At 27.9% G+C, this 24,677-nt stretch carries 25 protein-coding genes; 12 read left to right on the forward strand and 13 right to left on the reverse strand.

What is annotated here, in order from left to right; all coding sequences use genetic code 11:
- Position 1: 1 nt before the first annotated feature.
- A complete protein-coding gene (locus tag ACFOWD_RS10190) occupies positions 2-673 on the reverse strand; it encodes a TetR/AcrR family transcriptional regulator (protein ID WP_298993168.1) in 672 nt (223 codons plus the stop codon).
- A 231-nt stretch (positions 674-904) separates the two neighbouring features.
- Here ACFOWD_RS10190 and ACFOWD_RS10195 point away from each other — a divergent pair, with 231 nt between their 5' ends.
- Positions 905-1,357, forward strand: a complete 453-nt coding sequence (locus ACFOWD_RS10195) for a cold-shock protein (protein WP_298993166.1) — start codon at positions 905-907, stop codon at positions 1,355-1,357.
- A gap of 53 nt (positions 1,358-1,410) precedes the next feature.
- Here the strand turns inward: ACFOWD_RS10195 and aroB are convergent, their stop codons facing one another.
- Positions 1,411-2,469 carry a 3-dehydroquinate synthase gene (gene aroB / locus ACFOWD_RS10200; protein WP_377410286.1) on the reverse strand — a complete coding sequence of 353 codons (1,059 nt, stop codon included), beginning with the start codon at positions 2,467-2,469 and terminating at the stop codon, positions 1,411-1,413.
- A gap of 88 nt (positions 2,470-2,557) precedes the next feature.
- On the opposite strand from aroB, the gene ACFOWD_RS10205 reads away from it, so the two are divergent.
- From ACFOWD_RS10205 to typA, 3 genes are all read left to right on the forward strand, one after another.
- Complete coding sequence (locus ACFOWD_RS10205; protein WP_377410288.1) at positions 2,558-3,721, forward strand: proline dehydrogenase family protein; 1,164 nt, start codon at positions 2,558-2,560, stop codon at positions 3,719-3,721.
- On the forward strand, positions 3,721-4,017 hold the full coding sequence (locus ACFOWD_RS10210; RefSeq protein WP_298993158.1) for an LETM1 domain-containing protein: 297 nt from the start codon (positions 3,721-3,723) through the stop codon (positions 4,015-4,017). Before ACFOWD_RS10205 ends, ACFOWD_RS10210 begins: the two co-directional genes overlap by 1 nt.
- Positions 4,018-4,096: 79 nt before the next feature.
- Positions 4,097-5,866, forward strand: a complete 1,770-nt coding sequence (typA, locus tag ACFOWD_RS10215) for a translational GTPase TypA (protein ID WP_377410290.1) — start codon at positions 4,097-4,099, stop codon at positions 5,864-5,866.
- 31 nt (positions 5,867-5,897) lie between these two features.
- Here the strand turns inward: typA and ACFOWD_RS10220 are convergent, their stop codons facing one another.
- Entirely contained in the window at positions 5,898-6,251 is a 354-nt protein-coding gene (locus ACFOWD_RS10220) for a helix-turn-helix domain-containing protein (RefSeq protein ID WP_298993152.1), read from the reverse strand.
- A 347-nt stretch (positions 6,252-6,598) separates the two neighbouring features.
- Between ACFOWD_RS10220 and ACFOWD_RS10225 the strand changes: the two genes are divergently transcribed.
- From ACFOWD_RS10225 to ACFOWD_RS10250, 6 genes are all read left to right on the forward strand, one after another.
- Positions 6,599-7,657, forward strand: a complete 1,059-nt coding sequence (locus ACFOWD_RS10225) for a M14 family metallopeptidase (RefSeq protein ID WP_377410293.1) — start codon at positions 6,599-6,601, stop codon at positions 7,655-7,657.
- Positions 7,658-7,731: 74 nt separating this feature from the next.
- The gene (locus ACFOWD_RS10230; protein ID WP_298993145.1) at positions 7,732-8,211 is read left to right on the forward strand and encodes an Lrp/AsnC family transcriptional regulator; all 480 of its coding nucleotides are present in this window, start codon (positions 7,732-7,734) and stop codon (positions 8,209-8,211) included.
- Between the two features lie 108 nt (positions 8,212-8,319).
- Positions 8,320-10,311 (forward strand): alpha-ketoacid dehydrogenase subunit alpha/beta, encoded by a 1,992-nt coding sequence (locus tag ACFOWD_RS10235; protein WP_377410295.1) that lies wholly within the window; start codon positions 8,320-8,322, stop codon positions 10,309-10,311.
- 51 nt (positions 10,312-10,362) lie between these two features.
- The gene (locus tag ACFOWD_RS10240; RefSeq protein ID WP_377410297.1) at positions 10,363-10,905 is read left to right on the forward strand and encodes a PepSY-associated TM helix domain-containing protein; all 543 of its coding nucleotides are present in this window, start codon (positions 10,363-10,365) and stop codon (positions 10,903-10,905) included.
- Between the two features lie 32 nt (positions 10,906-10,937).
- A complete protein-coding gene (locus tag ACFOWD_RS10245) occupies positions 10,938-11,945 on the forward strand; it encodes an NADP-dependent oxidoreductase (protein WP_377410299.1) in 1,008 nt (335 codons plus the stop codon).
- Positions 11,945-12,124, forward strand: coding sequence for a CPXCG motif-containing cysteine-rich protein (locus ACFOWD_RS10250; protein WP_377410301.1), 180 nt, complete (start codon positions 11,945-11,947; stop codon positions 12,122-12,124). Before ACFOWD_RS10245 ends, ACFOWD_RS10250 begins: the two co-directional genes overlap by 1 nt.
- Before the next feature lie 30 nt (positions 12,125-12,154).
- Here ACFOWD_RS10250 and ACFOWD_RS10255 read toward each other — a convergent pair whose 3' ends face one another.
- A complete protein-coding gene (locus tag ACFOWD_RS10255) occupies positions 12,155-12,859 on the reverse strand; it encodes a pseudouridine synthase (protein ID WP_377410303.1) in 705 nt (234 codons plus the stop codon).
- Between the two features lie 87 nt (positions 12,860-12,946).
- On the opposite strand from ACFOWD_RS10255, the gene ACFOWD_RS10260 reads away from it, so the two are divergent.
- Positions 12,947-13,477: a DUF4251 domain-containing protein gene (locus tag ACFOWD_RS10260; RefSeq protein ID WP_377410305.1), complete on the forward strand. Its 531-nt coding sequence runs from the start codon at positions 12,947-12,949 to the stop codon at positions 13,475-13,477.
- A gap of 1 nt (position 13,478) precedes the next feature.
- On the opposite strand, the gene ACFOWD_RS10265 is transcribed toward ACFOWD_RS10260, so the two are convergent.
- Genes ACFOWD_RS10265 through ACFOWD_RS10290 form a run of 6 tightly spaced genes read right to left on the reverse strand, consistent with a single transcriptional unit; the run spans position 13,479 to position 19,193 of the window.
- On the reverse strand, positions 13,479-13,913 hold the full coding sequence (locus ACFOWD_RS10265; RefSeq protein WP_377410307.1) for a DUF805 domain-containing protein: 435 nt from the start codon (positions 13,911-13,913) through the stop codon (positions 13,479-13,481).
- Positions 13,914-13,946: 33 nt separating this feature from the next.
- On the reverse strand, positions 13,947-15,281 hold the full coding sequence (locus ACFOWD_RS10270) for a DUF58 domain-containing protein (protein WP_377410309.1): 1,335 nt from the start codon (positions 15,279-15,281) through the stop codon (positions 13,947-13,949).
- Positions 15,282-15,317: 36 nt separating this feature from the next.
- The gene (locus ACFOWD_RS10275) at positions 15,318-16,322 is read right to left on the reverse strand and encodes an AAA family ATPase (protein WP_377410311.1); all 1,005 of its coding nucleotides are present in this window, start codon (positions 16,320-16,322) and stop codon (positions 15,318-15,320) included.
- Positions 16,306-17,541, reverse strand: a complete 1,236-nt coding sequence (locus tag ACFOWD_RS10280) for a hypothetical protein (protein ID WP_377410313.1) — start codon at positions 17,539-17,541, stop codon at positions 16,306-16,308. The genes ACFOWD_RS10275 and ACFOWD_RS10280 overlap by 17 nt, the downstream gene beginning before the upstream one ends.
- A complete protein-coding gene (locus tag ACFOWD_RS10285) occupies positions 17,541-18,227 on the reverse strand; it encodes a DUF4129 domain-containing protein (protein WP_377410315.1) in 687 nt (228 codons plus the stop codon). Before ACFOWD_RS10285 ends, ACFOWD_RS10280 begins: the two co-directional genes overlap by 1 nt.
- Entirely contained in the window at positions 18,228-19,193 is a 966-nt protein-coding gene (locus ACFOWD_RS10290) for a stage II sporulation protein M (protein WP_298993113.1), read from the reverse strand.
- A 22-nt stretch (positions 19,194-19,215) separates the two neighbouring features.
- Here ACFOWD_RS10290 and ACFOWD_RS10295 point away from each other — a divergent pair, with 22 nt between their 5' ends.
- The gene (locus tag ACFOWD_RS10295; protein ID WP_377410317.1) at positions 19,216-20,028 is read left to right on the forward strand and encodes an RDD family protein; all 813 of its coding nucleotides are present in this window, start codon (positions 19,216-19,218) and stop codon (positions 20,026-20,028) included.
- 89 nt (positions 20,029-20,117) lie between these two features.
- Here ACFOWD_RS10295 and ACFOWD_RS10300 read toward each other — a convergent pair whose 3' ends face one another.
- From ACFOWD_RS10300 to ACFOWD_RS10310, 3 genes are read right to left on the reverse strand one after another with little or no spacing between them, the layout of a single operon-like run.
- Positions 20,118-20,324: a hypothetical protein gene (locus ACFOWD_RS10300; RefSeq protein WP_377410319.1), complete on the reverse strand. Its 207-nt coding sequence runs from the start codon at positions 20,322-20,324 to the stop codon at positions 20,118-20,120.
- Positions 20,325-20,377: 53 nt separating this feature from the next.
- Positions 20,378-23,254, reverse strand: coding sequence for a type I restriction endonuclease subunit R (locus ACFOWD_RS10305; RefSeq protein ID WP_377410321.1), 2,877 nt, complete (start codon positions 23,252-23,254; stop codon positions 20,378-20,380).
- Between the two features lie 9 nt (positions 23,255-23,263).
- The gene (locus ACFOWD_RS10310; protein ID WP_377410323.1) at positions 23,264-24,649 is read right to left on the reverse strand and encodes a hypothetical protein; all 1,386 of its coding nucleotides are present in this window, start codon (positions 24,647-24,649) and stop codon (positions 23,264-23,266) included.
- Between the last annotated feature and the right edge of the window lie 28 nt (positions 24,650-24,677).

Genomic DNA, 24,677 nt, shown 5'->3' on the forward strand with positions numbered 1-24,677 from the left:
ATTAACTTAATGTAGTTTTAACTAGTTGTTGATAAAAGTTTGTGGGTGTTTGTCCGTTTTTACAATTTGTTATTGTTGGAAAGTGTTCATTTAAAAAATGTTGATGAAGACCTCCTTCTACAATTGTACTTGCTAAACTTAATGGGAATTCATAAGAAGGATTCACATCAATAATCATGGCTTCAAGCCTAGTGATTAATCTTTTGTAAATTTCAAAATAACCTTCTTTATTATCTTTATCTACTTCTTTTGTTAAAAAAGATTTAGAGCTTTCATTCACAATAATTCTGTATAATAATGTTTCATTTATATGAGAAAAATTAGAATCTTCTTCTACGGTTCTTGTAGTTATGGTTATTGCTTTTTCTAATTTCTCTTTCTTATCAGAAATACTAAAAGTTTCAAGTACTAATTGGTATTCTAGCCATGCCCAATACCAAGAAGATAAATACAATAAAAGTTTATGTTTACTTTCGAAATATCTGTAAATAGAGCTTTCGTTAGAACCAATTTTTTTTCCTAATTTTTTAAAAGTAAAACTTTCAAAACCTATTTCATTGATAAGAATAATACTATTCTCTATAATTCTCTTTCCTAAATCTGAAGTTTCAGGATCTTTAATATAAATTTTATCAGGAACAGTAATCTTTAAAACAGATAATAAATTCTTCATATAAAATTGTTTGTTTGCAAATATAATAGTAATACTATTATTTTAAATAACAAACACTATTAATTTATATTTTTTTTAACATATAGCATTCTACTAAACAATTTATATATTTATTATTATCTTTGTAGCATTGAGTTAAAGCACTTCCATTTAAGTAAGCATATCCTTGTTATCCTTTTTGTTTGCTGTTTACAGCTTAATTTATTAATTTAAAATCCTATATAATATTTAATGGCAAAATCGCAACAGACATTTAGTAAAAGTGAAAAAGAAAAAAAACGTTTAAAAAAGAGAGAAGATAAACGTAAAAAAATGGAGGCAAGAAAAGCAGACAAAGAAGCTAATGGTGCTTCTGGAATACAGTTTGCTTATGTAGATCATAATGGAAATTTGGTAGATACTCCACCAGATCCAACTTTAAAAGTAGAATATGAAATAGAAGACATTCAAATTTCTACAACTAAAAAAGAAGATTTACCAGAAGAAGATCCTGTAAGAAAAGGAAAAGTAAACTTTTTTGATTCATCTAAAGGATTTGGGTTTATTATAGATTCAGAAAATGGAGAAAAATATTTTACGCATGTAAGTGGTTTAATAGATACTATTGTAGAAAACGATAAAGTTTCTTTTGAGTTAGAACAAGGTATGAGAGGAATGAATGCTGTAAAAGTTACTAAAATTTAAAACTTAATAAACTATCATAAAAAAAATCCTATCAAAATTTTGATAGGATTTTTTTATGAATTATAGTACTCCAAACTCTGTATGATTAATTCTTCTGGCACTATACAATCTATTTTGTAGTCTTCAAAATCATTTAGTAGAACAAAGTTAATTTGACCATTAACGTTTTTCTTATCATGTTTAAGGTAATCTAAAATAGCACTAAAATCTTCTTTTTGTATTTCAATTTTATTATATATAGATAAAATGGTTTCTTTTATTTCAGCTACTTTTTCTATAGATAGATTTAAAAGAATTGAAGACATATAACTTTCGCAAATCATGCCTATTGCAATAGCTTCACCATGAGTTAAGCTTTTTTTGTCTTCAGATTCTAAGTAAAAAGATTCAATAGCATGCCCTAAAGTATGTCCGAAATTTAGAATTTTTCGTAAATATTTTTCTCTTGGATCTTCTAAAACAACTTCATTTTTAATTTCAACAGATCTAAATATTAATTTGTTGATATTGTTGTATTTATCCTTCTTTATTTGTTCAAAAAGGCTGTAATCGTAAGTTAAACCATATTTAATAATTTCTGCAGTTCCAGATTGTATTTCACGTTCATCCAGTGTATTTAAATAAACATCATCAACAATAACCATTTGTGGATTAGCAAATAATCCAATTTGATTTTTTAATACTCCTAAATCAATCCCAGTTTTTCCTCCTACAGATGCATCAACCATAGAAAGAAGTGTAGTTGGTATGTTTACAAAATCTATACCTCTTTTAAAACAAGAAGCAACAAAACCACCTAAATCTGTAATTACTCCTCCTCCTAAAGTGATAAGTAAACTTTTTCTATCTCCTCCTAAATCTGTAATTGCATTCCAGACTTTAATACAAGTATTTAGGTTTTTATTTATTTCACCAGATGCAATTTCTATTAATTTTAAATCTCTACTTGTATTTAATTTCTCTAAAAATCTCGGATAACAAGCTTCAAATGTATTTTCATCGACCAAAACAAAAATGGTAGAGTAATCATTTTTAGCTATTAAATTGGTAAGAGCAGCATAACTTTCTTCTTGAAAATGAACTGGATAAGAAACTGCTTGTATGGTTTTCATCAAAAAAAATATTTAGACTACAAATTAAACAGAAATAATTGAATTATTTACGCTCAAAAACTATCTTTGTTGTAGTAATTTTCTATACATGAAACTATTTGATAATACAGAAGTAGCATTTGCTTTAAAATCTGACTCACAATTAGAACGCGCTTATTTTTTGTTTCGAATGATTCAAAACGAACCAATGGTTAGAATTGGTAGTGCTGTTACCAACTTTGCTTTAAAAGCTCATTTACCTATAGAAGGTTTAATTCGTTCTACTGTATTCGATCACTTTTGTGGTGGTGTAACAGAAGAAGATTGTTTGCCAATCATAGATAATATGTACAATAATGGTAATGTACATAGTGTTTTAGATTATTCTGTAGAAGGTAAAGATGAAGAAGCAAGTTTTGATGGTGCATTAGAAAAGATTTTAAAAATTTTAAACTTTTGTGAAGAGAAAAAATCAATTCCTTATGCTGTATTTAAACCAACAGGATTTGGACGTTTTGCCTTATATCAGAAAATTTCTGAAGGAAAAGAGTTATCTGAATCAGAAAAACAAGAATGGAGTAGAGTAGAAGCTCGTTTTCATAAAGTATGTAAATCTGCTTTAGAAAAAGATGTACCTCTTTTAATTGATGCAGAAGAAAGTTGGATGCAAAAGGCTGCTGATGATTTAATAGAAGAATTAATGGCAACTTACAACAAAGAAAAAGCTATAGTTTTTAATACGCTTCAAATGTACAGACATGATAGAATGGAGTATTTAAAACAGTTGCATCAAAAAGCACATCAAGAAGGTTTTCATATTGGTATGAAAGTAGTTAGAGGTGCTTACATGGAAAAAGAGCGAGAGAGAGCAAAAGAAAAAGGTTACCCTTCTCCAATTTGTGAGAATAAATTAGCTACAGACGAAAATTATGATAATGCCATCAGGTATATGATGGAGCATAAAAACATGGCTTTATTTGCAGGTACTCATAATGAAGAAAGCTCTTATTTGTTAATGGAATTAGCAAAACAATATGGTATTAAAAATGATGACAAACGCCTTTGGTTTGGTCAATTATTTGGTATGAGCGATCACATTAGTTACAATTTAGCAAACGAAGGATATAATGTTGCTAAATATCTGCCTTTTGGACCTGTAAGAGATGTAATGCCTTATTTAATTAGAAGAGCAGAAGAAAACACCTCTGTTGCAGGACAAACAAGTAGAGAATTAAATCTACTAAAAACAGAGCGTAAGCGCAGAAAGCTATAATGCAAACCGTAGAAGAAATAAAAGAATTATTGCATAGAAATAAGTTGAGATTATATCAAGAATTATCTCAAAGTAAAGAGGCAATGCATTTAATTCGAAAGTCTACTCATGCAAAATTAACACCAGAAGAAAAAGAAAAGATAAAAATACAATTAATAGATATCTGCAAATCTATACCTGCACTTGCTGTTTTCTTATTACCTGGTGGTGCCTTATTGTTACCATTACTAATAAAATTAATTCCAGATATATTACCATCTGCATTCAGAGATGATGAAAATCCTTCAGCAAAATAGAGCTACTTAAAAAACTTTAATTTAATCTCTTTATTTCGTGTATAATAAACTACTTTTGCACGAAATTTAAGAAGGCATTATGCAATCCATTAGAAACATAGCTATTATAGCACACGTAGATCATGGTAAAACTACTTTGGTTGATAAAATTATAGATCAAGCAAAAATTTTAGATGATAGAAAAGAACGTACAGATTTATTATTAGATAATAATGATTTAGAGCGTGAAAGAGGAATTACTATTCTTTCTAAAAACGTATCTGTAAATTATAAAGATGTAAAAATCAATGTAATTGATACACCTGGTCACGCAGATTTTGGAGGAGAAGTAGAGCGTGTATTAAAAATGGCTGATGGAGTATTATTATTGGTAGATGCTTTCGAAGGTCCAATGCCACAAACTCGTTTTGTATTAGGTAAAGCAATTGAGTTAGGTTTAACTCCAATAGTTGTAGTTAATAAAGTAGATAAAGAAAACTGTACACCAGATTTAGTTCATGAAAAGGTTTTTGATTTAATGTTTGCTTTAGATGCTACAGAAGATCAATTAGATTTTACTACTATTTATGGTTCTGCTAAAAATGGATGGATGAGTACAGATTGGCAAGAACCAACAGATAACATTATCTCTTTATTAGATGCAGTAATAGAATCTATTCCTGAAGCGCCTTATAGAGAAGGAACTCCACAAATGCAAATTACTTCTTTAGACTTTTCTGCATTTACAGGTAGAATAGCTATTGGTAGAGTATATAGAGGAGACTTAGAAGAAAACAAAGATTACATGTTGTGTAAAGCAGATGGTTCTACCAAAAAAGTTAGAATCAAAGAACTACATGTTTTTGAAGGAATGGGTAAAGCAAAAGTATCTAAAGTTCGTTCTGGAGATATTTGTGCAATTACAGGTATAGAAGATTTTGAAATTGGTGATACTATTGCAGATCTAGAAAACCCAGATGCCTTACCTAGAATTGAGGTAGATCAACCAACAATGAGTATGTTATTTACAATTAACAACTCACCTTTCTTTGGTAAAGAAGGTAAATTTGTTACATCTCGTCATTTACGTGATAGACTTTTCAAAGAAATGGAAAAGAACTTAGCTTTACGTGTAGATGAAACAGATACAGAAGATAAATTCAACGTTTTTGGACGTGGAGTGTTACACTTGTCAGTATTAATCGAAACCATGCGTAGAGAAGGTTATGAGTTACAAGTGGGAAGACCACAAGTAATTGTTAAAGAAATAGATGGTGTAAAATCTGAACCTTATGAAACATTATCTATAGATGTACCAGAAGATGTGGCATCTAAAGCAATTAATTTAGTTTCTTTACGTAAAGGTGATTTATTAGTAATGGAACCAAAAGGAGATTTACAGCACTTAGAATTTACAATTCCTTCTAGAGGATTAATAGGTTTACGTAATAAAATATTAACAGCAACTGCTGGTCAAGCAATCATAAATCATCGTTTTTCTGAATATGGACCTTACAAAGGAGATTTTTCAGAAGATACTAAAGGAGCTATTGTTTCTTCAGAAACTGGTAAAGCTACTGCTTATGCTATAGATAGATTACAAGATAGAGGGCGTTTCTTTATAGATCCTAATCAAGAAATCTACAAGGGACAAGTTGTTGGTGAAAATAGTAAGGATACAGATATGGCTGTAAACTTAATAAAAGGTAAAAAATTAACAAACGTTCGTGCTTCTGGTTCTGATGATGGTGTTAAGATTGCTCCAAAAATTGATTTTTCTTTAGAAGAATGTATGGAGTATATTAGAGATGATGAGTACTTAGAAGTGACTCCTGCAAGTTTAAGAATGCGAAAAATAGATTTTAGATAAAAATAAGAAAACCAGCTTTAAGCTGGTTTTTTTATTTCTTAAACTCATCAAATGTTCCGTCATTATAAAAGACAACAATTCTTTGAATTTGTTTTGTAATATTTGAATCAGATTCGATTAACTCAGTTGGAGTAGAAGTAGTAGATTGATTAACTATGTTTTTAGGAAAAGTACCTTTTCCATTTAATAACCAATGTATATCTACATCTTTAAAAACGCTAGTTACTTTTAAAATAAAATCTAAACTCGGCTTATTTCTACCAGATAATATGTGAGAAATACTTGAACGCTGAACACCGATTTTATCTGCAAATGAAGATGCAGAAAAACCATGAAAATCCATTACTTTTTTTATTCTTGAAGTAAATTCTAAGCTGTTTATCATTGTAAATTATAACTATATCACAAAAGTAAATCATCTTTTTTAAACTACCTTAATTTTTTTGAAAAGAGTTTAAGTAATAGTTTTTTTAGTTAATTAAAAGGTTTAATTAAAATGTATAATAATATGAATATTAGTTATTTAATTTGGTTTTATTATTTTATTTTAATTTTTCGTAATTTATAATGTGACTTTTGTAAATAGCAAAAATTCACTGTTTACATAAATAAACTTTAGAATCATTTCATCTATTTACAAATGTAAAATTCTCTAGTTTTACATTTGTAACAATTTCATTGCAAGTAGAAAATCAATACTGTAAATTTGTTTTATTAAAATCAAACTGAATTTTGGGAATTTTAAAATCAGAGATAATAAAAAGTATTTACAATAGTCAAAAAGAAAATAATCTTTTTGGCAAATGGATTGTGTTTTCAGATATTCAGAAATTATTTGAAAAACATCAAGAAAAATTTGAGATTTCAAAAATTGGTGAATCAGAAAATAACAATCCAATTTATCAGTTTAAAATAGGTTCAGGTAAAAAGAAAATTTTGCTTTGGTCTCAAATGCATGGAAATGAAAGTACAGGTACAAAAGCACTTTTTGACTTATTTAATTGTTTTTCTAATAATGTTAATGATAAAGTAAATTCGATTTTAGACGAATGTACTTTAATTTTTATCCCAATGTTAAATCCAGATGGAGCAAAAGCTTACACAAGAGTTAATGCAAATAGTATAGATTTAAATAGAGATGCAGTTGATATAAAAGCAAAAGAAAGTAAAATTTTAAGAACTGTTTTAGATGATTTTAAACCTCAATTCTGTTTTAATTTACACGATCAAAGAACCATATTTGGAGTAGAGGGTACTAAAAACCCAGCAACAATCTCTTTCTTAGCTCCTTCAGAAGAATTGTCAAGAGCTATCACAAAAGGTAGAAAAGAAACTATGAATGTAATTGTAGCTATGAATTCTTCATTACAAACCATGATTCCTAATCATATAGGTAGGTATTCAGATGAATTTTATCCAACAGCAACAGGAGATAATTTTCAGAAATTGGGTTACAATACCATTTTAATAGAATCTGGTCATTATCCCAATGATTATAATAGAGAGGTTTCTAGAGAGTATACATTTTATAGTATTTTACAAGGTCTATATCACATTACTACAGAAAATAATTTTTCTAATGAAGAGGGTTATTTTAACATCCCAAATAATGATAAAATTTTCTACGATATAATTCATAGATATCCAAACTCAGATAATGATGAAGCTTTTCAATATAAAGACCTAATTATCGAAGATAAACTTGTTTCAAAATTAGAAAAAGTAGAAGAAGAAATCTTAAATGGTAAAATTGGACATCACGAAATCGTTTTCGATAGGCCAAAAAATTAGATTTTTCTCATTTTAACTTGGTTTGTATTAAATTTAATTCATAAATTTGCAATATAAATTGAATAATATACAAAATGAAGAAATTTATATTAGACGAAATAGATCACCAAATTTTAGATATCTTAATTGAAAATGCTAGAACGCCTTTTACAGATATTGCAAAACAATTATTGGTTTCTGCAGGAACAATTCATGTTCGTGTTAAGAAAATGGAAGATGAAGGTATTATTCAAGGTTCAACATTAACGTTGAATTACGAAAAAATGGGATATTCTTTTATTGCTCATGTAGGTGTATTTTTAGAAAAGACATCTATGACACAAAGTGTTATTGAGAATTTAAGAAAAATTCCTAATGTTACTGTAGCTTATGTAACTGCAGGTAAATACAATATTTTCTGTAAAGTAAGAGCTAAAGGTACTAACGATGCTAAAGATATTATCTATAAAATAGATGATATACCAGGAGTTAACAGAACAGAAACAATGATTGCTTTAGAAGAAAGCATCAATGATAAAAAGAGAATGATGCATGCTATATTTGCTGAATTATAGTATTTATTAAAATATTTTAATAAAAAAAATCCTTATCAATAAAAGATAAGGATTTTTTTATGCAATAAATTTCTTTATGTTTGTTTTAAATTGAGAAATTTATAATTTATGTCTACAAATATTGAATATACCTCAAAGTATTCTATAGATAAAGCAACATTATTACATTTATATAAAAACATGTTAATGCCTCGTTTAATTGAGGAGAAGATGTTGGTCTTATTAAGACAAGGTAAAATATCTAAGTGGTTTTCAGGTATTGGGCAAGAGGCAATAGCAGTGGGAGTTACAATGGCTCTAGAAAATGATGAATACATTTTACCCATGCATAGAAATTTAGGCGTATTTACCACAAGAGAAATTCCTTTGTATCGTTTATTTTCTCAATGGCAAGGAAAAATGAATGGTTTTACAAAAGGTAGAGATCGTAGTTTTCATTTTGGAACGCAAGAATATCATTTAGTGGGTATGATTTCTCATTTAGGACCACAATTAGGCATAGCAGATGGTATTTCTTTAGCAAATAAATTAAAGCAAAATAATAAGGTTTGTGCTGTTTTTACAGGTGAAGGAGGTACTAGTGAAGGAGATTTTCATGAGGCTTTAAATGTAGCTTCTGTTTGGAGTTTACCTGTACTATTTTGTATTGAAAATAATGGATATGGATTATCTACTCCCACATCAGAGCAATTTAATTGTAAAGATTTAGCTGATAGAGGTATTGGTTATGGAATGGAAAGTTATGTAATTGATGGTAATAACATATTAGAAGTTTACTCTAAAGTAGATGAATTAGCAAAAAGTATACGCAAAAATCCTAGGCCAGTTTTATTAGAGTTTAAAACCTTTAGAATGCGTGGTCATGAAGAAGCTAGTGGAACAAAATATGTGCCTGAAGATTTAATGAATGATTGGGCTTTAAAAGATCCAATTGACAATTTTGTGGCTTATCTAAAGTCCGAAAACATACTAAATTCATCAATTGAAACTGAATATAAAGAAGAAATCACTGAAGAAATCAATAAGCATCTTCAAATAGCTTTTGACGAAGAAAAAATAATACCAGATTTAGAAACTGAATTAAACGATGTTTACAAAGCTTATGATTATCAAGAAATTGATGCGTCATCAACAAAAAAGAACATACGTTTTGTAGATGCTATTTCTGAGGCATTAGAATTGTCTATGCATAAGCATAATGATTTAGTTATTATGGGGCAAGATGTTGCTGAATATGGGGGTGTATTTAAGATAACAGATGGTTTTATAGAAAAATTTGGTAAAGATCGTGTTAGAAATACACCTATTTGTGAATCAGCCATAGTATCTGCTGCTTATGGTTTATCTGTAAATGGTATGAAAGCAGTTGTAGAAATGCAATTTGCAGATTTTGTTTCCTCTGGTTTTAACCCAATTGTTAATTTGTTGGCAAAATCTCATTATAGATGGTCACAAAATGCAGATGTTGTTGTTAGAATGCCTTGTGGTGCAGGAGTTGGAGCAGGCCCTTTTCATAGTCAGACAAATGAAGCATGGTTTACAAAAACGCCTGGGCTAAAAGTGGTTTATCCTGCTTTTCCTCAAGATGCAAAAGGCTTATTAATTGAATCGATTAATGATCCTAACCCTGTTTTATTTTTTGAACATAAAGCACTATATAGGTCTGTTTATCAAGATGTTTCAGAAGGTGAATTTACTTGTGAAATAGGTAAAGCTAATCTTCTTAAAAAAGGAAATGAAATAACTATTATTGGTTATGGAGCTACAGTTCATTGGATTTTAAAAGCTTTGGAACATCTAACTCATATAGCTGCTGATGTTATTGATTTAAGAACACTACAACCATTAGATACAGAAACCATTTACAACTCTGTAAAAAAAACAAGTAAAGTATTAATTGTTCAAGAAGATTCTTTATTTGGAGGATTAGCAAGTGATTTATCTGCTTTAATAACAGAAAATTGCTTTCAATTTTTAGATGCTCCTGTTAAAAGATTAGCTAGTTTAGAAACACCAATTCCTTTTCAATCAGATTTAGAAAAGCAATATTTAGGTAAACAATATTTAGAAAAAAATATTCTTGATTTAGTGAATTTTTAATTTTTATTTAGATTAATTCTAAATATATTTGTGATTTAATTATGAATAATAATGAAGATTACAAATAGAAATTTACACAGAGATTTTGCCTACTTTTATGTAGGTTTAATTATTGCTTTTTCCTTTTCAGGAATTATTTTAAACCATAGGCAAGATTGGTATCCAATGAATTATACTTTTGAAAGTAAGAAAGTGAACTTAGAACTGCCTAAAAATGAAAAAGAAATTACGAAGAATTTTTTAATTGAAGCTACAAAGCATTTTGATGCAACTTATGATAGTCATCGTATTAGAAATGGCTCATTAAGAGTATATTTTAAAGATAATGGTATATTAGATATGAAATTGTCTGATACTTCTGGAGAGCTTGAATTTAAAAGAAAAGTACCAATTATTGGGCATACTATGTATTTACACAAAACAACAAATAAATTCTGGATTTGGTATTCTGATATTTTTGGAGCAGCAATGTTATTAATTGCAATTACTGGAATTTTAATTCCTGCTGGTAAAAACGGTTTTAGCAAAAGAGGATGGAAATTAGCATTACTAGGGTTAATTTTCCCACTGTTGTTTTTAATTATTTTCCCATAAAATCTATATCTTTAGTTTTTTAAAGAATAACTATGCACAATAAACAAATTATATTTAAAAAGAGGCCTGTTGGAGTGCCAGATGCAGATACTTGGCAATTAGAAACGAATCCTGTTCCAGAATTAGAGGAAGGTGAAATTTTGGTAGAACATCATTATATTTCATTAGATCCTGCAATGCGTGGTTGGATGAATGATACCAAATCATATATTCCACCTGTTGCTATAGATGATGTTATGAGAGCTGGTTCTATAGGTAAAGTGATTAAAAATAATGGAAACCCAAAATTCGAAATTGGAGATGTAGTGACAAGTTGGGGAGGTGTTCAGCAATATGCCATTACAAATGGAGATGGCTGGTATAAAGTAGACACTCGTTTAGCGCCAATGCCAAAATATATTGGTATTTTGGGTATGCCAGGTATGACTGCTTATTTCGGAATTACTGAAGTAGGAAAAATTAAAGAAGGTGATATTGTCTTGGTTTCAGGAGCAGCAGGTGCTGTCGGAAGTGTTGTTGGGCAAATAGCTAAAATAAAAGGATGTACTGTTATTGGTATTGCTGGTGGTCAAGAAAAATGTGATTATATCATTAACGAATTAGGTTTTGATGATGCTATAGATTATAAATCTGAGAATATTTACACAGCTTTAAAAAAGAAATGTCCTAAGGGTGTTGATGTGTACTTTGATAATGTTGGAGGTAAAATTTTAGATGCAGCTTTAAGTAAGTTAAGAATGCATGCTAGAGTGGTTATTTGTGGTGCAATTTCTCAATACAATCAAAAATCAAAAATTGATGGTCCAAGTAATTATTTATCGTTATTAGTTACACGTTCTACAATGCAAGGAATGGTGGTTATGGATTACACTAAAAAATTCGGAGAAGCAGCAAAACAAATGGGAGTTTGGATGCAAGAAGGTAAATTAAAATCTAAAGAAGATATTTACGAAGGTATAGAAAACTTTCATGAAACGTATAATCGTTTATTTACTGGTAAGAAAAAAGGTAAGCTAGTTTTAAAAGTAATAGAAGAGTAGTGGAGCATTTTTTTCAATGTCCTTATTGTTGGGAAGAAATTTCGATGTTGTTAGATACTAGTGTATATCATCAAACTTATATAGAAGATTGTGAAGTTTGTTGTAATCCTATAGAAGTTTCTCCTAGTTTTGAGAATAATGAATTGGTCAGTTTTACTGCACAATCTATAGAACAATAAATAAAAATCCTGCAAATTGCAGGATTTTTTTTATGATAAAGGATTACTCCAATCAAATTTTTCAAATAAAGATAGCCAGTCTTTTGGAAAAGTAGCTTTTAAAACCAATTTTTCATTAGTAAAAGGATGTGTAAATTCTAATTGACCTGCATGTAAGAATAAATTGTTAAACCCAAATTGATTCTCATACATCAAATCGTGGTTTTTGTCACCATATTTTGCATCTCCAATTAATGGATGACTAATTTTATTCATATGTACTCTTAATTGGTGCATTCTCCCTGTTTTTGGTAATAATTCAACTAAACTATATCTAGAGGAGTCATAGGGTTTTACTGGTATGTTTAAAGTTACTTTTGCTAATGTCTTTAATTCTGTAAGTGCATCTTTATGTACTTTTGCATCTCTACCTTTTACAGGAGAATCAATTATTTTTGATTCAGGAGAAAAACCACGAACAACTCCATAATAAGTTTTCTGAATGGTGTTATTGGTAAATAATGACTGAAAATCTGCAATATATTCTTTATGTTTTGCCAATAAAATAATTCCAGATGTTTTTCTGTCTAATCTATGTATTGGATAAACTTTAAGTGCTTTTTGGGCTTCTATCAATTGTAATAAAGAATCTTCATCAGCCACGTTTCTAGATAAATGTGCATGATGTACTAATACATTATTAGGTTTATTTACACAAAGAATGTATTCATCCTCAAAAATAATTTCTAAACTCATTAATTTTACTTAAATTATAAACAAATATAATTTCAATATTTAGGTTTGGTACTAAATTTGATGAGTTTTTAAGTAAAACTAAGACATATGAAGCAGATTTTATACATTTTCGTTATTGTAATTTTATATAGCTGTTCTTCAACTAAATTGGCTACAGAGAAAGAACTGTCAGATTTAAATAGTACATTAGATAAAGGATATTTTATGTTTGAAGCTAATTCTGCTAATCCTGTTGCTTTTGCTAATGTTAGGGGAATTGAAAATTTATTACCTCCAGGTAGCAATACAGCAAGCATAAATTTAGTAAATAACCCTAACTATCTAAGAGTTAGAAATGATTCTTTATATATAAGTTTGCCTTATTTTGGTGAGCAACAACTTTCTATAGGATATAATTCAAGTAATTCAGGTATTCAGTTTGAAGGAATTCCTAAAAAATCTACATCAAAATTTAATAAGAAAAAACAAAAGCAAGAGCTTGTATTTGATGTTAGAACTGAGGGTGAAAGTTTAAAAATGGTGCTAACACTATTTCCTAATAGAAGTGCAAAATTAGATGTAAATAGTAGTCATAGAACATCTATTTTTTATTATGGAAAATGGAAACCTATAGAGTAGATTACTCTCTACCTATTTGATCTATTAATCGATCATTACCAATTCCTTTAGGATTTTCTCCCCATTGATTTGGTCTAGGCTGACTATCCATACATGTTAGAATTAATAAAACAAAAGAACCAATATAGGGTACTAAAGAAATAAAGTACCAAAAACCACTTTTTCCTATATCATGTAATCTTCTAACTGTAACTGCTACAGAGGGTAAAAAAGTACCTAAAACATAAAAAATTAATAATAAGGCTATAATTAAATTAGGCTCTTCAGACTCACTGTAATAATCGTCATTAAAGAAATTATCTGTAGAATAGATTAGTAAAAAGATTAATAGAAAAAGGAATAAAAAATGAAAAAGCGTAAACATCCAGAACTCTTTTCTTCTTGCTCTACCTGTGAACGTTACATAATTTCTTAAAACTTTTAAATACCAATCCATAAAATAAATTTTTTAAAGTGCGAATGTAAAAAATTAAAATAATCCTCTTGCTTTAAGATTTAAATATTTTTCAATTGTGTTGCCTGTTAAGTTTTTAGGTTCTGTTAATACAGAAGCAATACCATATTTAGCAAGTTCATTTACAATTCTTTTCTTCTCATACATAAACTTTTCAGCAATAATGGTATCATAAACTTCTTGTATATTATTTGCCTTTTTATGCATTAAAATATCTAATTCTGTATTTTTAAAAAAGACAACCAATACCAAGTGATTTTTTGCTAACGCTCTTAAATAGGGGAGTTGTCTTTGTAAACCATCCATAGTTTCGAAATTAGAAAATAAAATAAGTAAACTTCTATGGGTTATTTTTCTTTTAATGTTACTGTACAAGGCACTAAAATCAGATTCGCTAAAATCTGTTTTTACATAATGTAAAGCCTCAGAAATTAAAGTCATTTGAGAATTTCTACGTTCTGCAACAACCCAATCTTCGATATTTTTAGAAAAAGTAAGCATACCTGCTTTGTCTTGCTTCTTAAGTACTATTTTGCTAATTGCTAAAGATGCATTAATGGCATAATCTAATAAGGTTACCCCTTCAAAAGTCATTTGCATGGCTCTCCCTTTATCTATAATAGCGTATACAGATTGCGATTTTTCTTCTACATATTGATTTACCATTAACTGACCTCTTTTAGCTGTAGCTTTCCAGTTTAAGGTTCTTATATCATCTCCAGAAATGTATTCTTTTATCTGTTCAAATTCGAGTGAATTTCCAATTCGTCTTACTTTTTTAGTGCCATAAGACAAAGAAGATTTGTTAGCTATGTTTACATCAAATTCATTTAACTGTAAAAAAGAAGGATAGCATTTTAATTCTTTTTCTTCTGCTAATTGATATTTTCTTGAGGTTAATTTAAGTTTAGAACTTGTATATACATTTACTTTTCCAAATGTATATACTCCTCTTTCTTTGGGAGTTAAGAAATAATGGAGTGTTTTATCTTCTTGCTTAGTAAGTGTTTGTGTGAAATAGAAATCCCTTTTTTGAAATTGGTAGGGGAGTTCTTCTATCATATTTAAAAAAACATCAAAACTGTATTTGTTTTTTAATTGTAGTGAAATTTTATTTTCATCTCCATTAGATAATCTTTCAGGTAATATACGAAGTAATTCAACACCATTTTTTTGACCATTTAAAACCACAATTTCTATTAAGGTTAAAATAGCTAACATTAATAGTAGTACTTGAGCAACTGTAAATACAAAAGGAGCAAAAAAGCCTACTACAAATAAAGTAGCAATGCTTCCTAAAGCATAAAAAAACCTATTGGTTAAAAATAATGTACGAAATAGTTTTATCAATTTCTCTTGTATATTGGTGTTTAAATTGTTCTTAGTTTACCTTGGTATTTCAACAGATTCTATAATCTGTTCAATAATTTGTTTACTTGTTACGCCTTCCATTTCTCTTTCTGGAGTAACAATAACTCTATGTTGTAAAACAGGAATAGCAGCTTTTTTAATATCTTCTGGAGTGACAAAATCACGTCCTTCTATAGCTGCAAATGTTTTAGATGCATTTAAAATGGCAATAGTTGCTCTAGGTGAAGCCCCTAAATACAATTGTGCATTAGATCTAGTATTTACCACAACATTGGTAATGTATTTTAATAAATTTTCTTCAATATTAACTTCATGAATTAGCTTTCTAAAGTTGATGATTTCTTCACCTTTAATAATAGTCTCTATTTTTTCATCTTTTGTAGTGTTTTTTAAAGCTTGTTCTCTAATTACAATTTCTAGTTCGTCTTCTGCTGTTGGATAATCTACAACTATCTTAAATAAAAAACGGTCTAATTGAGCTTCAGGTAAACGATATGTACCTTCTTGCTCTATAGGGTTTTGTGTGGCTAATACCATAAAAGGAGCATTCATTTCGTAACGCACACCATCCATAGTAATTTGTTTTTCTTCCATAACTTCAAATAGTGCAGCTTGTGTTTTTGCAGGAGCTCTATTTATTTCATCAATTAATACCATGTTAGAGAAAATAGGTCCTTTTTTAAATTCAAAATCACTAATCTTAGCATTAAAAACAGAAGTTCCTAAAATATCTGAAGGCATTAAATCTGGTGTAAATTGTATTCTACTAAAATCTACAGCAATAGTTTTAGACAATAATTTAGCTGTGATGGTTTTTGCAACACCAGGTACACCTTCTATTAATACATGCCCATCAGAAAGTAGAGCTACTAACAATAGATCTATCATTTCTTTTTGACCAACAATTACTTTTTGTAGTTGTTTTTTAATGTTAAAAACACTCTCTTGTAATTGGCTTAAATCTATACGATTTGTAAATGCTAATGCCTCTTCGTTTGTTTCGTTATTTGGTGTCTCCATTTCGTTTATTTTTAAAGAAATTATCTATCATTTTGTGTAATACAAGTAGTTCTTCTTTAGAACATTCTTGTTTCTTATTTAAAGTAATAATTGTATTTACTAAATATTTGGTTTTAGAAAAATCATTATCAGATTTTAGTGCTAATTTTTCTATAAATTCTTGATTTAAATTATGTGTTTGTAAAAGGTATTTTGTTCTTACTTTTTCTAAAAAATAAGTAATTTTTTTATCGACTAAATTCTTATGATTTTGTTCTTTTAAATACAAACTAGAAATGGTTTGTGTAAAAGCAACTGTAGTATTTTCTGGTTTAGGAATTACAGGTATAGCTCTTTGTTTTCTTTTTGCATTAAAGAATAAAAATAAAAATAAACCAATTAGGGTAGTAAATAAAAACCATGTTAACGATTGGTGTCTTAAAAAAAAGCTAAACACAGACCCCTTATCTTCCTCTATATTTCTTAAATACTTGCTATTAGCAGTATGAGGATCCCAAAGTATAGTAGAAGAGGGGAGATATGAAAAAACCTGTTCTGTATAAGAATAAGTATCTTTTAATAAAAAGTAATTGGTAAACACAACAGGATTAGTATGCACAAAAACAGCTCCTTTACCATATTGTATTTTTAAAAAGTTTGGTAATTCTTCTTCACCTATTTTATGTGTACCCAAGACTGTAGTAGTTGTATCATTATATGTTATAAAATAGTGGCGTTTAATGTTTCTATCAAAATAAAAAGAAACCTTATTTTTAGTAGCATCTTTTATTTTAAAAGTGCCTTTACGCTCTTTTAAAGTAGCTATACTTAATAAATTTTTATCTAAATTGTTACTTGTAAATTCTAAAGATTTTTGTAATTCATCAGAAAAATAATTTAAAGATAAAAAGGCATTATTACCATCTGCAACAAAAGACAAAACATCTCTAATACTTTCTTCATTTAATTTTATTGCATTTCTTTTAATGAGTATGTAGTTGCCAAAATCTGCTGATGTAGTTTCATAATTTTCAAAAAGATAATCGTAGATATGTGTATTTAAGAATACAAAATCTTCACCTTCAAATAGTGTATTCGCTTCATTTTTTATGATAAATGTACCAAAAGGACTTTTTTCTTTTTCTCTATAATTTTCTGTCCAATTCGTTTTTTTACATCCTATAATTTGTAAAAACAAAAAGGAGCAAACAATGTATTTTATGAAGTGTTTAGTCTGCATTAATTCCATTGATTTAAAAACGATTGATATTTGTTTTGAGCTTTTTTAAAGCTATTTTCATCTAGTAAAAATTCACCATACCAAACATATGCATAAATATAAGACAGATGCGAAAACTGATCTCTAAGTGCTTTATTATCAATTTCAAACAAGTATTCAGAGTTGGTTTTGTCTTTATGATAATCTATGATTTTTTTATTTGATAAGTCTTTTAACACCTGTAAATAATAATAACGTACAGCCAATCTAAAATCTTTATTTTGCAAGGCTTGTTGTAATAATTTAGCAATATTTATTTCGTTAACATCTTCATCTTCATAAATTAAAGGAGTTGTTTTTTGGTTTGCATTGCTTTTTTGCCAAAAATTAAACTCTAAACCAAAAATCACTTTTAGTAGTAAAAACAAAACAAATCCGCCTAACAAAAAGGGAAAGATTTTACTCATAAAAAAAACGAAAAATTCAAGTAAACCACTACTAGACGAAGTGTTTTTATTAACCTTTACTTTTTCTTCTTTGTATTGAAAATCTTTACCTGAATATTTTTCTTTTAAATTTTCTTTAAAAACCCTCTCTTTACTAACTTCTGCTGACTTAATAGTTTGAGTACTATCTTTTGTAACTTCTTGTGAATAAGAAGTGTATAGAGTTAATATGAAAAGGAGGGAAGCTAAATACTTTCTCATTTATCGTAGTTGGTATTTATTGGCTACTTGAAAAGGAAGTACCAAGTAATAATAACTAATACTCACTAACGAAAATAATATAATTGAAAAAGACAATAATACAGGCATAGTATTCGCATATCTAGTAATATATCCTTCTAAAAAAGCTGCAATTAAAGTAAATGGAATAGTGCTTATAAAAATATAAAACGCATTTCTTATGCCTTTTGTAAAAGATTCTAATCGTTTTAAAGTCCCTGGAAACAAGATGCTTGCTCCAATAATATATCCAGCTCCAGCTTCTATAATAAGTGCAAAAATTTCATAAGTACCATGAATCCAAATGCCTTTTAAACTATCAAATAAAGTGTTTTGTTGGTAAAAAAAAGCTTGAAAAACAGCAACCATTATTGCATTATACACTACATAAACACCTGTACCTATACCAATAAAGAGGCCAGATAAAAACATATTTAAACCCACTCTTTGGTTATTGTCATAAATACCTATAAAAGTACCCCAATTACTACCTCCTTTATAAATAGCCATAGCATCACCACTTTCTATATTTTGCAAGGTTTGATCTACATATTCGTTTCCTAGAATTTGTCTAGCAAAAGTTTCATCATTAAAGGTAGAAATTAAGCCGATAAAAAAACAAATAAAGAATACAATAAACGATAAGTAAAAATATTTTCTGTATTTGTAGGAGAGGAGTGGTACTTTATCAAAAAAGAAATATAAAATTACATTTTTATCTCTTCTTTTTGCATCGTAAACATAATCGAAGCTTTTTTTGGCTAACTTGTTTAAATACTTGGTAACCTTGCTTTTAGGATAATAAGTTTGCGCATAAACTAAATCGTTCATTATTTTTATGTGCAAATTGGCAATATCATCTGGACTTTTTTTTTCTTTATTTAGAAAACTTTGTTCAAATTCAAGCCATTTTTCTTTATTTTGCTTAATAAAAGCGACCTCTCTCATATAGAGCGAATTTAACGATTGCATGAAAACACTCCAAATAAAAACAGCACAAAATGTAAATATCTCATTTACCTTAGCAAGTGTATTTCAAAGATTATTGGCCTTTATTTTAGATAACGTTGTAAAGTTTGCCTATCTCTATTTTGGCACCTTAGTTTTCGATTTTAATTTGTTTCAAGAAGGTGTAGGTACAGATGCTTGGACAGTTAAAGCCATTGACGTTTTGTTTTTTTTACCTGTAACTTTTTATTCTTTATACACAGAGATTTTATTAGACGGACAAACTTTAGGTAAAAAAATAATGCATTTAAAAGTAATGAATGTAGATGGTTTTAAACCTTCTATTACAGATTATGTAATTCGTTGGTTTTTACGAATTGTAGATTTTAACTTTTTTATGTTGTTGTTTATTTATGTTGCATCTATGGGATTATCAGATCAATATGCATTAATAATGGTTTTATTTTTAATTGGTAAAGGAATAGGATTTTTTTTAATTCTGTTCACTAATAAAAACCAACGTTTTGGGGATCTTATTGCCAATACCATAGTTGTGTATTTAAAAGATGAAGTTAGTTTTTCTCATACCATATTAGAAAACATTACTAACGATTATGTGCCCACGTATCCAAGTGTGATTAAATTATCTGACAACGATATTCGTATTATTAAAGAAACATTTAAAACAGCATCTAAATTTAATGATTATAAAACGCTCATTAAATTACGTTCTAAGATTTTAGAAGTTACACAAATAAAATCTGTACATAAGAGCGATAAAGACTTTATTTCTATAGTTTTAAAAGATTATAATTATTATACCCAACACATGTAGAGTAAGGGTTTTTAAATATTCTATTTAACATAATATAAATTATAGCACAGTTGTGCAATAATACAAATAATTATAAAATAATGAAAATTTTAAAATTTAGCTTTATTTATTATTCTCTTAGCAACAGATTCATAATCATCATTATTAAATACATCAACATTTATTTTTTGATTATTAAATGTAACTAATAGCTCTCCAATATGATCTTTACTTTTTGATTTAAAATCTAATGATTCAATACCACTAAACATAGTTGTTTTTGATAAATCAATAATTATTTTTGAAATTCCATTCATAAGAATAATATGTAATATTTAAGTTATTTTTTAATTTATTATTGTTTTAGTTTTTACCCAGTCATTCCTGTAATAAAGATATCTACAAATTTTTTCATTTTAGAAATGATTCTGTCACCAATTTCACGTGCTTTTAAAATACTGGGTCTATTGTCTAAGCATTTAAAAATGTCTTGTCTAATGGGTTCTTGACCATTATAGGTGTAACTTTGAATTAAAGCATTAAACTGTTCTTGGTCTAAGTTTTCTTCATCACAAATCTTAGATAATGCTTTTACTTTTTCTTGTTGCCAATAATTTTCAAATTCATCTGTAATTGTATCAGTATCAGAAATTTTAGGTAAGTTTTCTTCTATAAATTTTTCTATGAGTTCTCTTTTACTTCTTAATTTGACATCACCTCCTAATAAATCTATAATCGCTTTTTTCTGTTTTGCTGTTTCATTTTTATCAGCAGTTTTTAATTTTGATAATAATTGTAAAATATAAACTACATTGATTTTATCTCTATGAATTAATTCTAGTTCAAAATCTATATCATCTAAAATAGATGCTTTGTTAGTTTGATTTTCGTTTTTTACTTTATCATACAAATCCCAATATTCGCTTTGATAATTTTCAAAAGTTTGCTCATCAATTCCTAAATTTTCCCAATTAAAATCTACATAAGATTCAAGAACATTTTTTACTCTTAATATTTTTCTAAATGCTTTTACAAAAGCTAATTCTTGCTCTTCTCCAATTAAATCATCTACACTTTGATGTGTAGGCGTTATTTTTAAAAGATTTTCTAGAGCTTCATCAAATTTTTCTGCAATTTTTTCATATGGTGGAGTAAAAATTGTTTCACTAGCATTTTTGTTAGAAAATAAAGTAATGGCTTCATCTGTAGCCTTTTTTAAGTTTCTAAAACATAAGATGTTTCCTTGTGATTTTTTTTCTCCCAATATTCTGTTAGTCCTTGAATACGCTTGAATTAATCCATGATGTTTTAAGTTTTTATCTACATACAAAGTGTTTACTTTCTTTGCATCAAAACCAGTTAACATCATGTTAACCACTATTACAATGTCCAATCTATCTTTTGCATCATTAAAAGTTTTCTTTTCCCTGTCTTTTAATCGTTTACTAATATCTTTAAAGTAATTTTCAAATTGTACACTATCTTTTGTAGAAAAACTAGTATTGTACATTTTGTTATAGTCTTCAATAAAAACATCTAGTTTTTCTCTAGAATGGCTTGAAGTTGAATAACCAAAATCAGATTCTGCAGCTTTTGATATTTCATTGTCTGGAATGTAATCTTGTGCATCTTCATTGGCTTCATTGGCTCCATAAGAATAGATAGTTGCAATTCTTAAATTGTGTTCACCTACCCTTTTCTTTTCTTGAAAAATATCATAATATTTTATCAAGGTTTTAATATCACTGACTGCAAATAATGCAGAATATTCTTTGTCAAAAGTTTTAGTGTTATGATAAGAAATAATATAATCTACAATTTTACGTAACCTTCTTTCATCTTTAAAAACAGCGGCTTTGTCAATATCTTCAACTTCTATGTCTAATAATGTTCTTCCTTTTTGTTTATATCTTCCTATATATTCAACACCAAATTTTAGTACATTTTCATCTGCTATTGCATCTGTAATGACATACTTATGTAAACATTCACCAAATAAATCCTTAGTAGTTCTTTTGCCTAAATCATTTTTAGAGGCATTGTCAGCAAAAATGGGAGTTCCTGTAAATCCAAATAATTGAGAATTTGTAAAATAATCTGTTATTTTTTGATGAGTATCTCCAAATTGACTTCTATGACATTCATCAAAAATAAGTACCACTCTCCTATTCTTTAAGCTAGATAATTGCTTTTCATAATGATTTTTAGAAATCGCATTATTCAATTTTTGAATGGTAGTTAACACTAATTTAGATTCATCTGCCAATTGTTTAACCAAACTGCTTGTATTGTTGGTAACATCTACACTATCTTTTTTAAAAGAATTGAATTCTTTCATGGTCTGATAGTCTAAATCTTTTCTGTCAACCACAAATAAAACTTTATCCACTTCTGGTAAGTCCATAATAATCTGACTTGCTTTAAAGGATGTCAAGGTTTTACCTGAACCTGTGGTGTGCCATATGTAAGCGTTTTCTGTAGTGTTTTCTACTTGAGCTACTAATTTTTCTACAGCATAATATTGATAAGGTCTTAATACCATTAAAATTTTATGCGTTTCATTTCTTACTATATACTTAGCAATCATTTTACCCAAATGATCTGGATTTAAAAAAGTATTAGTAAAATCAGGTAATTCTTTGATGTTTTTATTATTAATATCAGACCAATAGAAGGTTTGTTTTACAGATTGTAAAGCATTGTTTGCTAAATATTTAGTATTTACTCCATTACTAATAATAAACAGTTGTACATACTGAAATAATCCATGATTAGACCAAAAAGAATGTCTTTGATAGCGATTTATTTGATTAAACGCTTCTTTTATTTCTAAACCACGTCTTTTAAGTTCTATTTGAACTAAAGGCAAACCATTGACTAACAATGTAACATCATATCTATTTTTGTAAGTACCTTCTTGTATGATTTGATTAGTAACTTGAAATAAGTTGTCATTCCAATTTTCGCTATTAAAAAAACGTATATAAGTAGCTTCTCCTCTATCATTTTCAAACTGAAAACGACCTCTTAACGTTTTAGATTTCTCAAAAACATTTCCTTTTTCTAAATGATTTAGTATTTTTTTAAATTCTTTATCTGAAAAATTAAGTTGGTTAAACTCTTCTAACTGACTTTTTAAATTAGCAACCAAAGAAACTCCATCTAAAATAGTTATGTTTTGATAGCCCAAACCCATTAATTGTTTTATGAGTTTGTTTTCTAGTTGAAGTTCTGATTGTTTGGTCATAGCTATAGCTTACTTAACGAATTTACCAAAATTATAACCTACACTAATTCCAACAAAACGAAATTTATTTATTTCACGTAATTGAAGTTCAAAATTAACTGTATTTTCTCCATCTTTATCTTTTAAGCTAAAAGGAATACCTAGTTTCCAATTTTGATTTTCGATATCACCATAAGTTAGTTCACCTGCAGCACTTAAACCTATTGAATTATTTAAAAATAGAAAAGCTATTTCTCCTTTAAGAGATTTACCCCAAAAAGGATTATAATCTCCACTAAATACATTAGTAGAAGTTCCCTCTACTAATGTGCCAGAATTATCTTTTATAATTTCTTGAAATTTAACAGGACTATCATTATTTGCTATAAAATTATTTGTTTTAAAATATGAAGTTTCAAATGTTATTTTAGAAGATGTGTTTTTAAGAAAACCAAAATTATTTTTATTAAAAAGAATGTTATATGTTAAAGTGAAATTATAATCTTTATATTCTTGTTCTAATATATCTTCATTATTTAAAGTGTAAGAAATTATTCTATTTGTAATTGGAATGTAAGCAGAAAAGGAAAGCCAACTAACAGTTGAAGAAGATATAAAACCCTGTGATGCTGCGTATTTTAATTCTTCTTCTAAGACCTGTCTATAAAAATCAAAATATTTACTTTGCACCAATTTTTGTTTGTTCTTTTTCTTTATATTTTCGTCTGTAACATTATAATTTAATATAGCTAGTTCACTATTCAATTCATTTTTTTCATAACTAGAAATTTTTGAACTAATAGCAGATTTAACAAAAGTTTCTCGAAAATCTTTTATCTTTTTCTTATTTAAAGTTGTTGTACTACCATTAAAAATGTGTGTATACTTAAAACCTATACCTAAATCACTTTTTAGTTTAAATGTTTTTACATCATCGATCTCTTTTTCAGAATAGATGTCAGCAAAACCATTACTGTAATTAGCTTTAGTATAAATAGTTAATAAATTTCCTATTTTTTTTATTGGTTTCAAAAGTTTGTTTGCTTTTCTTTTTTCTGAAGATATATAAAAGTTGTCTAGTCTAAAGGATTTTCCAAGGGTAAGAGTACCATCAGAAGAATTTATATTTGCGAAGTAATTATTAAAAGATAAATCGCCTGTACTGGTAGCATATGAAGATATAATATTTTTAAAATATATATTTAAAAGTGCATTATTGTAAATTTTATTTTCACCTAATGAATCTATATCATTTTGATAATAATAAAATAATCCGTCTTTTAGGTCTTGGAAAGAATTAGAAATGTGATTAATCTGATTTCTTTTTGCTAATTTTTCTAACTCAGTCTTATCTTGTGAACATAAGTGTACTGAAATAAGAAGAGATATAACTAAAAAATTAATTTTCTTTTTCATTTTTATAATTTTTAAATTTATTGTTTTA

Source organism: Polaribacter marinivivus, assembly GCF_042651285.1.
Classification (GTDB): domain Bacteria; phylum Bacteroidota; class Bacteroidia; order Flavobacteriales; family Flavobacteriaceae; genus Polaribacter; species Polaribacter marinivivus.

Bases quoted from the DNA above. Each gene is read 5' to 3' on its own strand.
- ACFOWD_RS10280 (WP_377410313.1), bottom strand. From the start codon at position 17,541: ATGCAGACTAAACACTTCATAAAATACATTGTTTGCTCCTTTTTGTTT.
- ACFOWD_RS10275 (WP_377410311.1), bottom strand. From the start codon at position 16,322: ATGGAGACACCAAATAACGAAACAAACGAAGAGGCATTAGCATTTACA.
- ACFOWD_RS10265 (WP_377410307.1), bottom strand. From the start codon at position 13,913: ATGGATTGGTATTTAAAAGTTTTAAGAAATTATGTAACGTTCACAGGT.
- typA (WP_377410290.1), top strand. From the start codon at position 4,097: ATGCAATCCATTAGAAACATAGCTATTATAGCACACGTAGATCATGGT.
- ACFOWD_RS10210 (WP_298993158.1), top strand. From the start codon at position 3,721: ATGCAAACCGTAGAAGAAATAAAAGAATTATTGCATAGAAATAAGTTG.
- ACFOWD_RS10305 (WP_377410321.1), bottom strand. From the start codon at position 23,254: ATGACCAAACAATCAGAACTTCAACTAGAAAACAAACTCATAAAACAA.
- ACFOWD_RS10230 (WP_298993145.1), top strand. From the start codon at position 7,732: ATGAAGAAATTTATATTAGACGAAATAGATCACCAAATTTTAGATATC.
- ACFOWD_RS10190 (WP_298993168.1), bottom strand. From the start codon at position 673: ATGAAGAATTTATTATCTGTTTTAAAGATTACTGTTCCTGATAAAATT.
- aroB (WP_377410286.1), bottom strand. From the start codon at position 2,469: ATGAAAACCATACAAGCAGTTTCTTATCCAGTTCATTTTCAAGAAGAA.
- ACFOWD_RS10235 (WP_377410295.1), top strand. From the start codon at position 8,320: ATGTCTACAAATATTGAATATACCTCAAAGTATTCTATAGATAAAGCA.
- ACFOWD_RS10310 (WP_377410323.1), bottom strand. From the start codon at position 24,649: ATGAAAAAGAAAATTAATTTTTTAGTTATATCTCTTCTTATTTCAGTA.
- ACFOWD_RS10205 (WP_377410288.1), top strand. From the start codon at position 2,558: ATGAAACTATTTGATAATACAGAAGTAGCATTTGCTTTAAAATCTGAC.
- ACFOWD_RS10245 (WP_377410299.1), top strand. From the start codon at position 10,938: ATGCACAATAAACAAATTATATTTAAAAAGAGGCCTGTTGGAGTGCCA.
- ACFOWD_RS10220 (WP_298993152.1), bottom strand. From the start codon at position 6,251: ATGATAAACAGCTTAGAATTTACTTCAAGAATAAAAAAAGTAATGGAT.
- ACFOWD_RS10285 (WP_377410315.1), bottom strand. From the start codon at position 18,227: ATGAGAAAGTATTTAGCTTCCCTCCTTTTCATATTAACTCTATACACT.
- ACFOWD_RS10300 (WP_377410319.1), bottom strand. From the start codon at position 20,324: ATGAATGGAATTTCAAAAATAATTATTGATTTATCAAAAACAACTATG.
- ACFOWD_RS10255 (WP_377410303.1), bottom strand. From the start codon at position 12,859: ATGAGTTTAGAAATTATTTTTGAGGATGAATACATTCTTTGTGTAAAT.
- ACFOWD_RS10240 (WP_377410297.1), top strand. From the start codon at position 10,363: ATGAAGATTACAAATAGAAATTTACACAGAGATTTTGCCTACTTTTAT.
- ACFOWD_RS10260 (WP_377410305.1), top strand. From the start codon at position 12,947: ATGAAGCAGATTTTATACATTTTCGTTATTGTAATTTTATATAGCTGT.
- ACFOWD_RS10295 (WP_377410317.1), top strand. From the start codon at position 19,216: ATGAAAACACTCCAAATAAAAACAGCACAAAATGTAAATATCTCATTT.
- ACFOWD_RS10195 (WP_298993166.1), top strand. From the start codon at position 905: ATGGCAAAATCGCAACAGACATTTAGTAAAAGTGAAAAAGAAAAAAAA.
- ACFOWD_RS10290 (WP_298993113.1), bottom strand. From the start codon at position 19,193: ATGAGAGAGGTCGCTTTTATTAAGCAAAATAAAGAAAAATGGCTTGAA.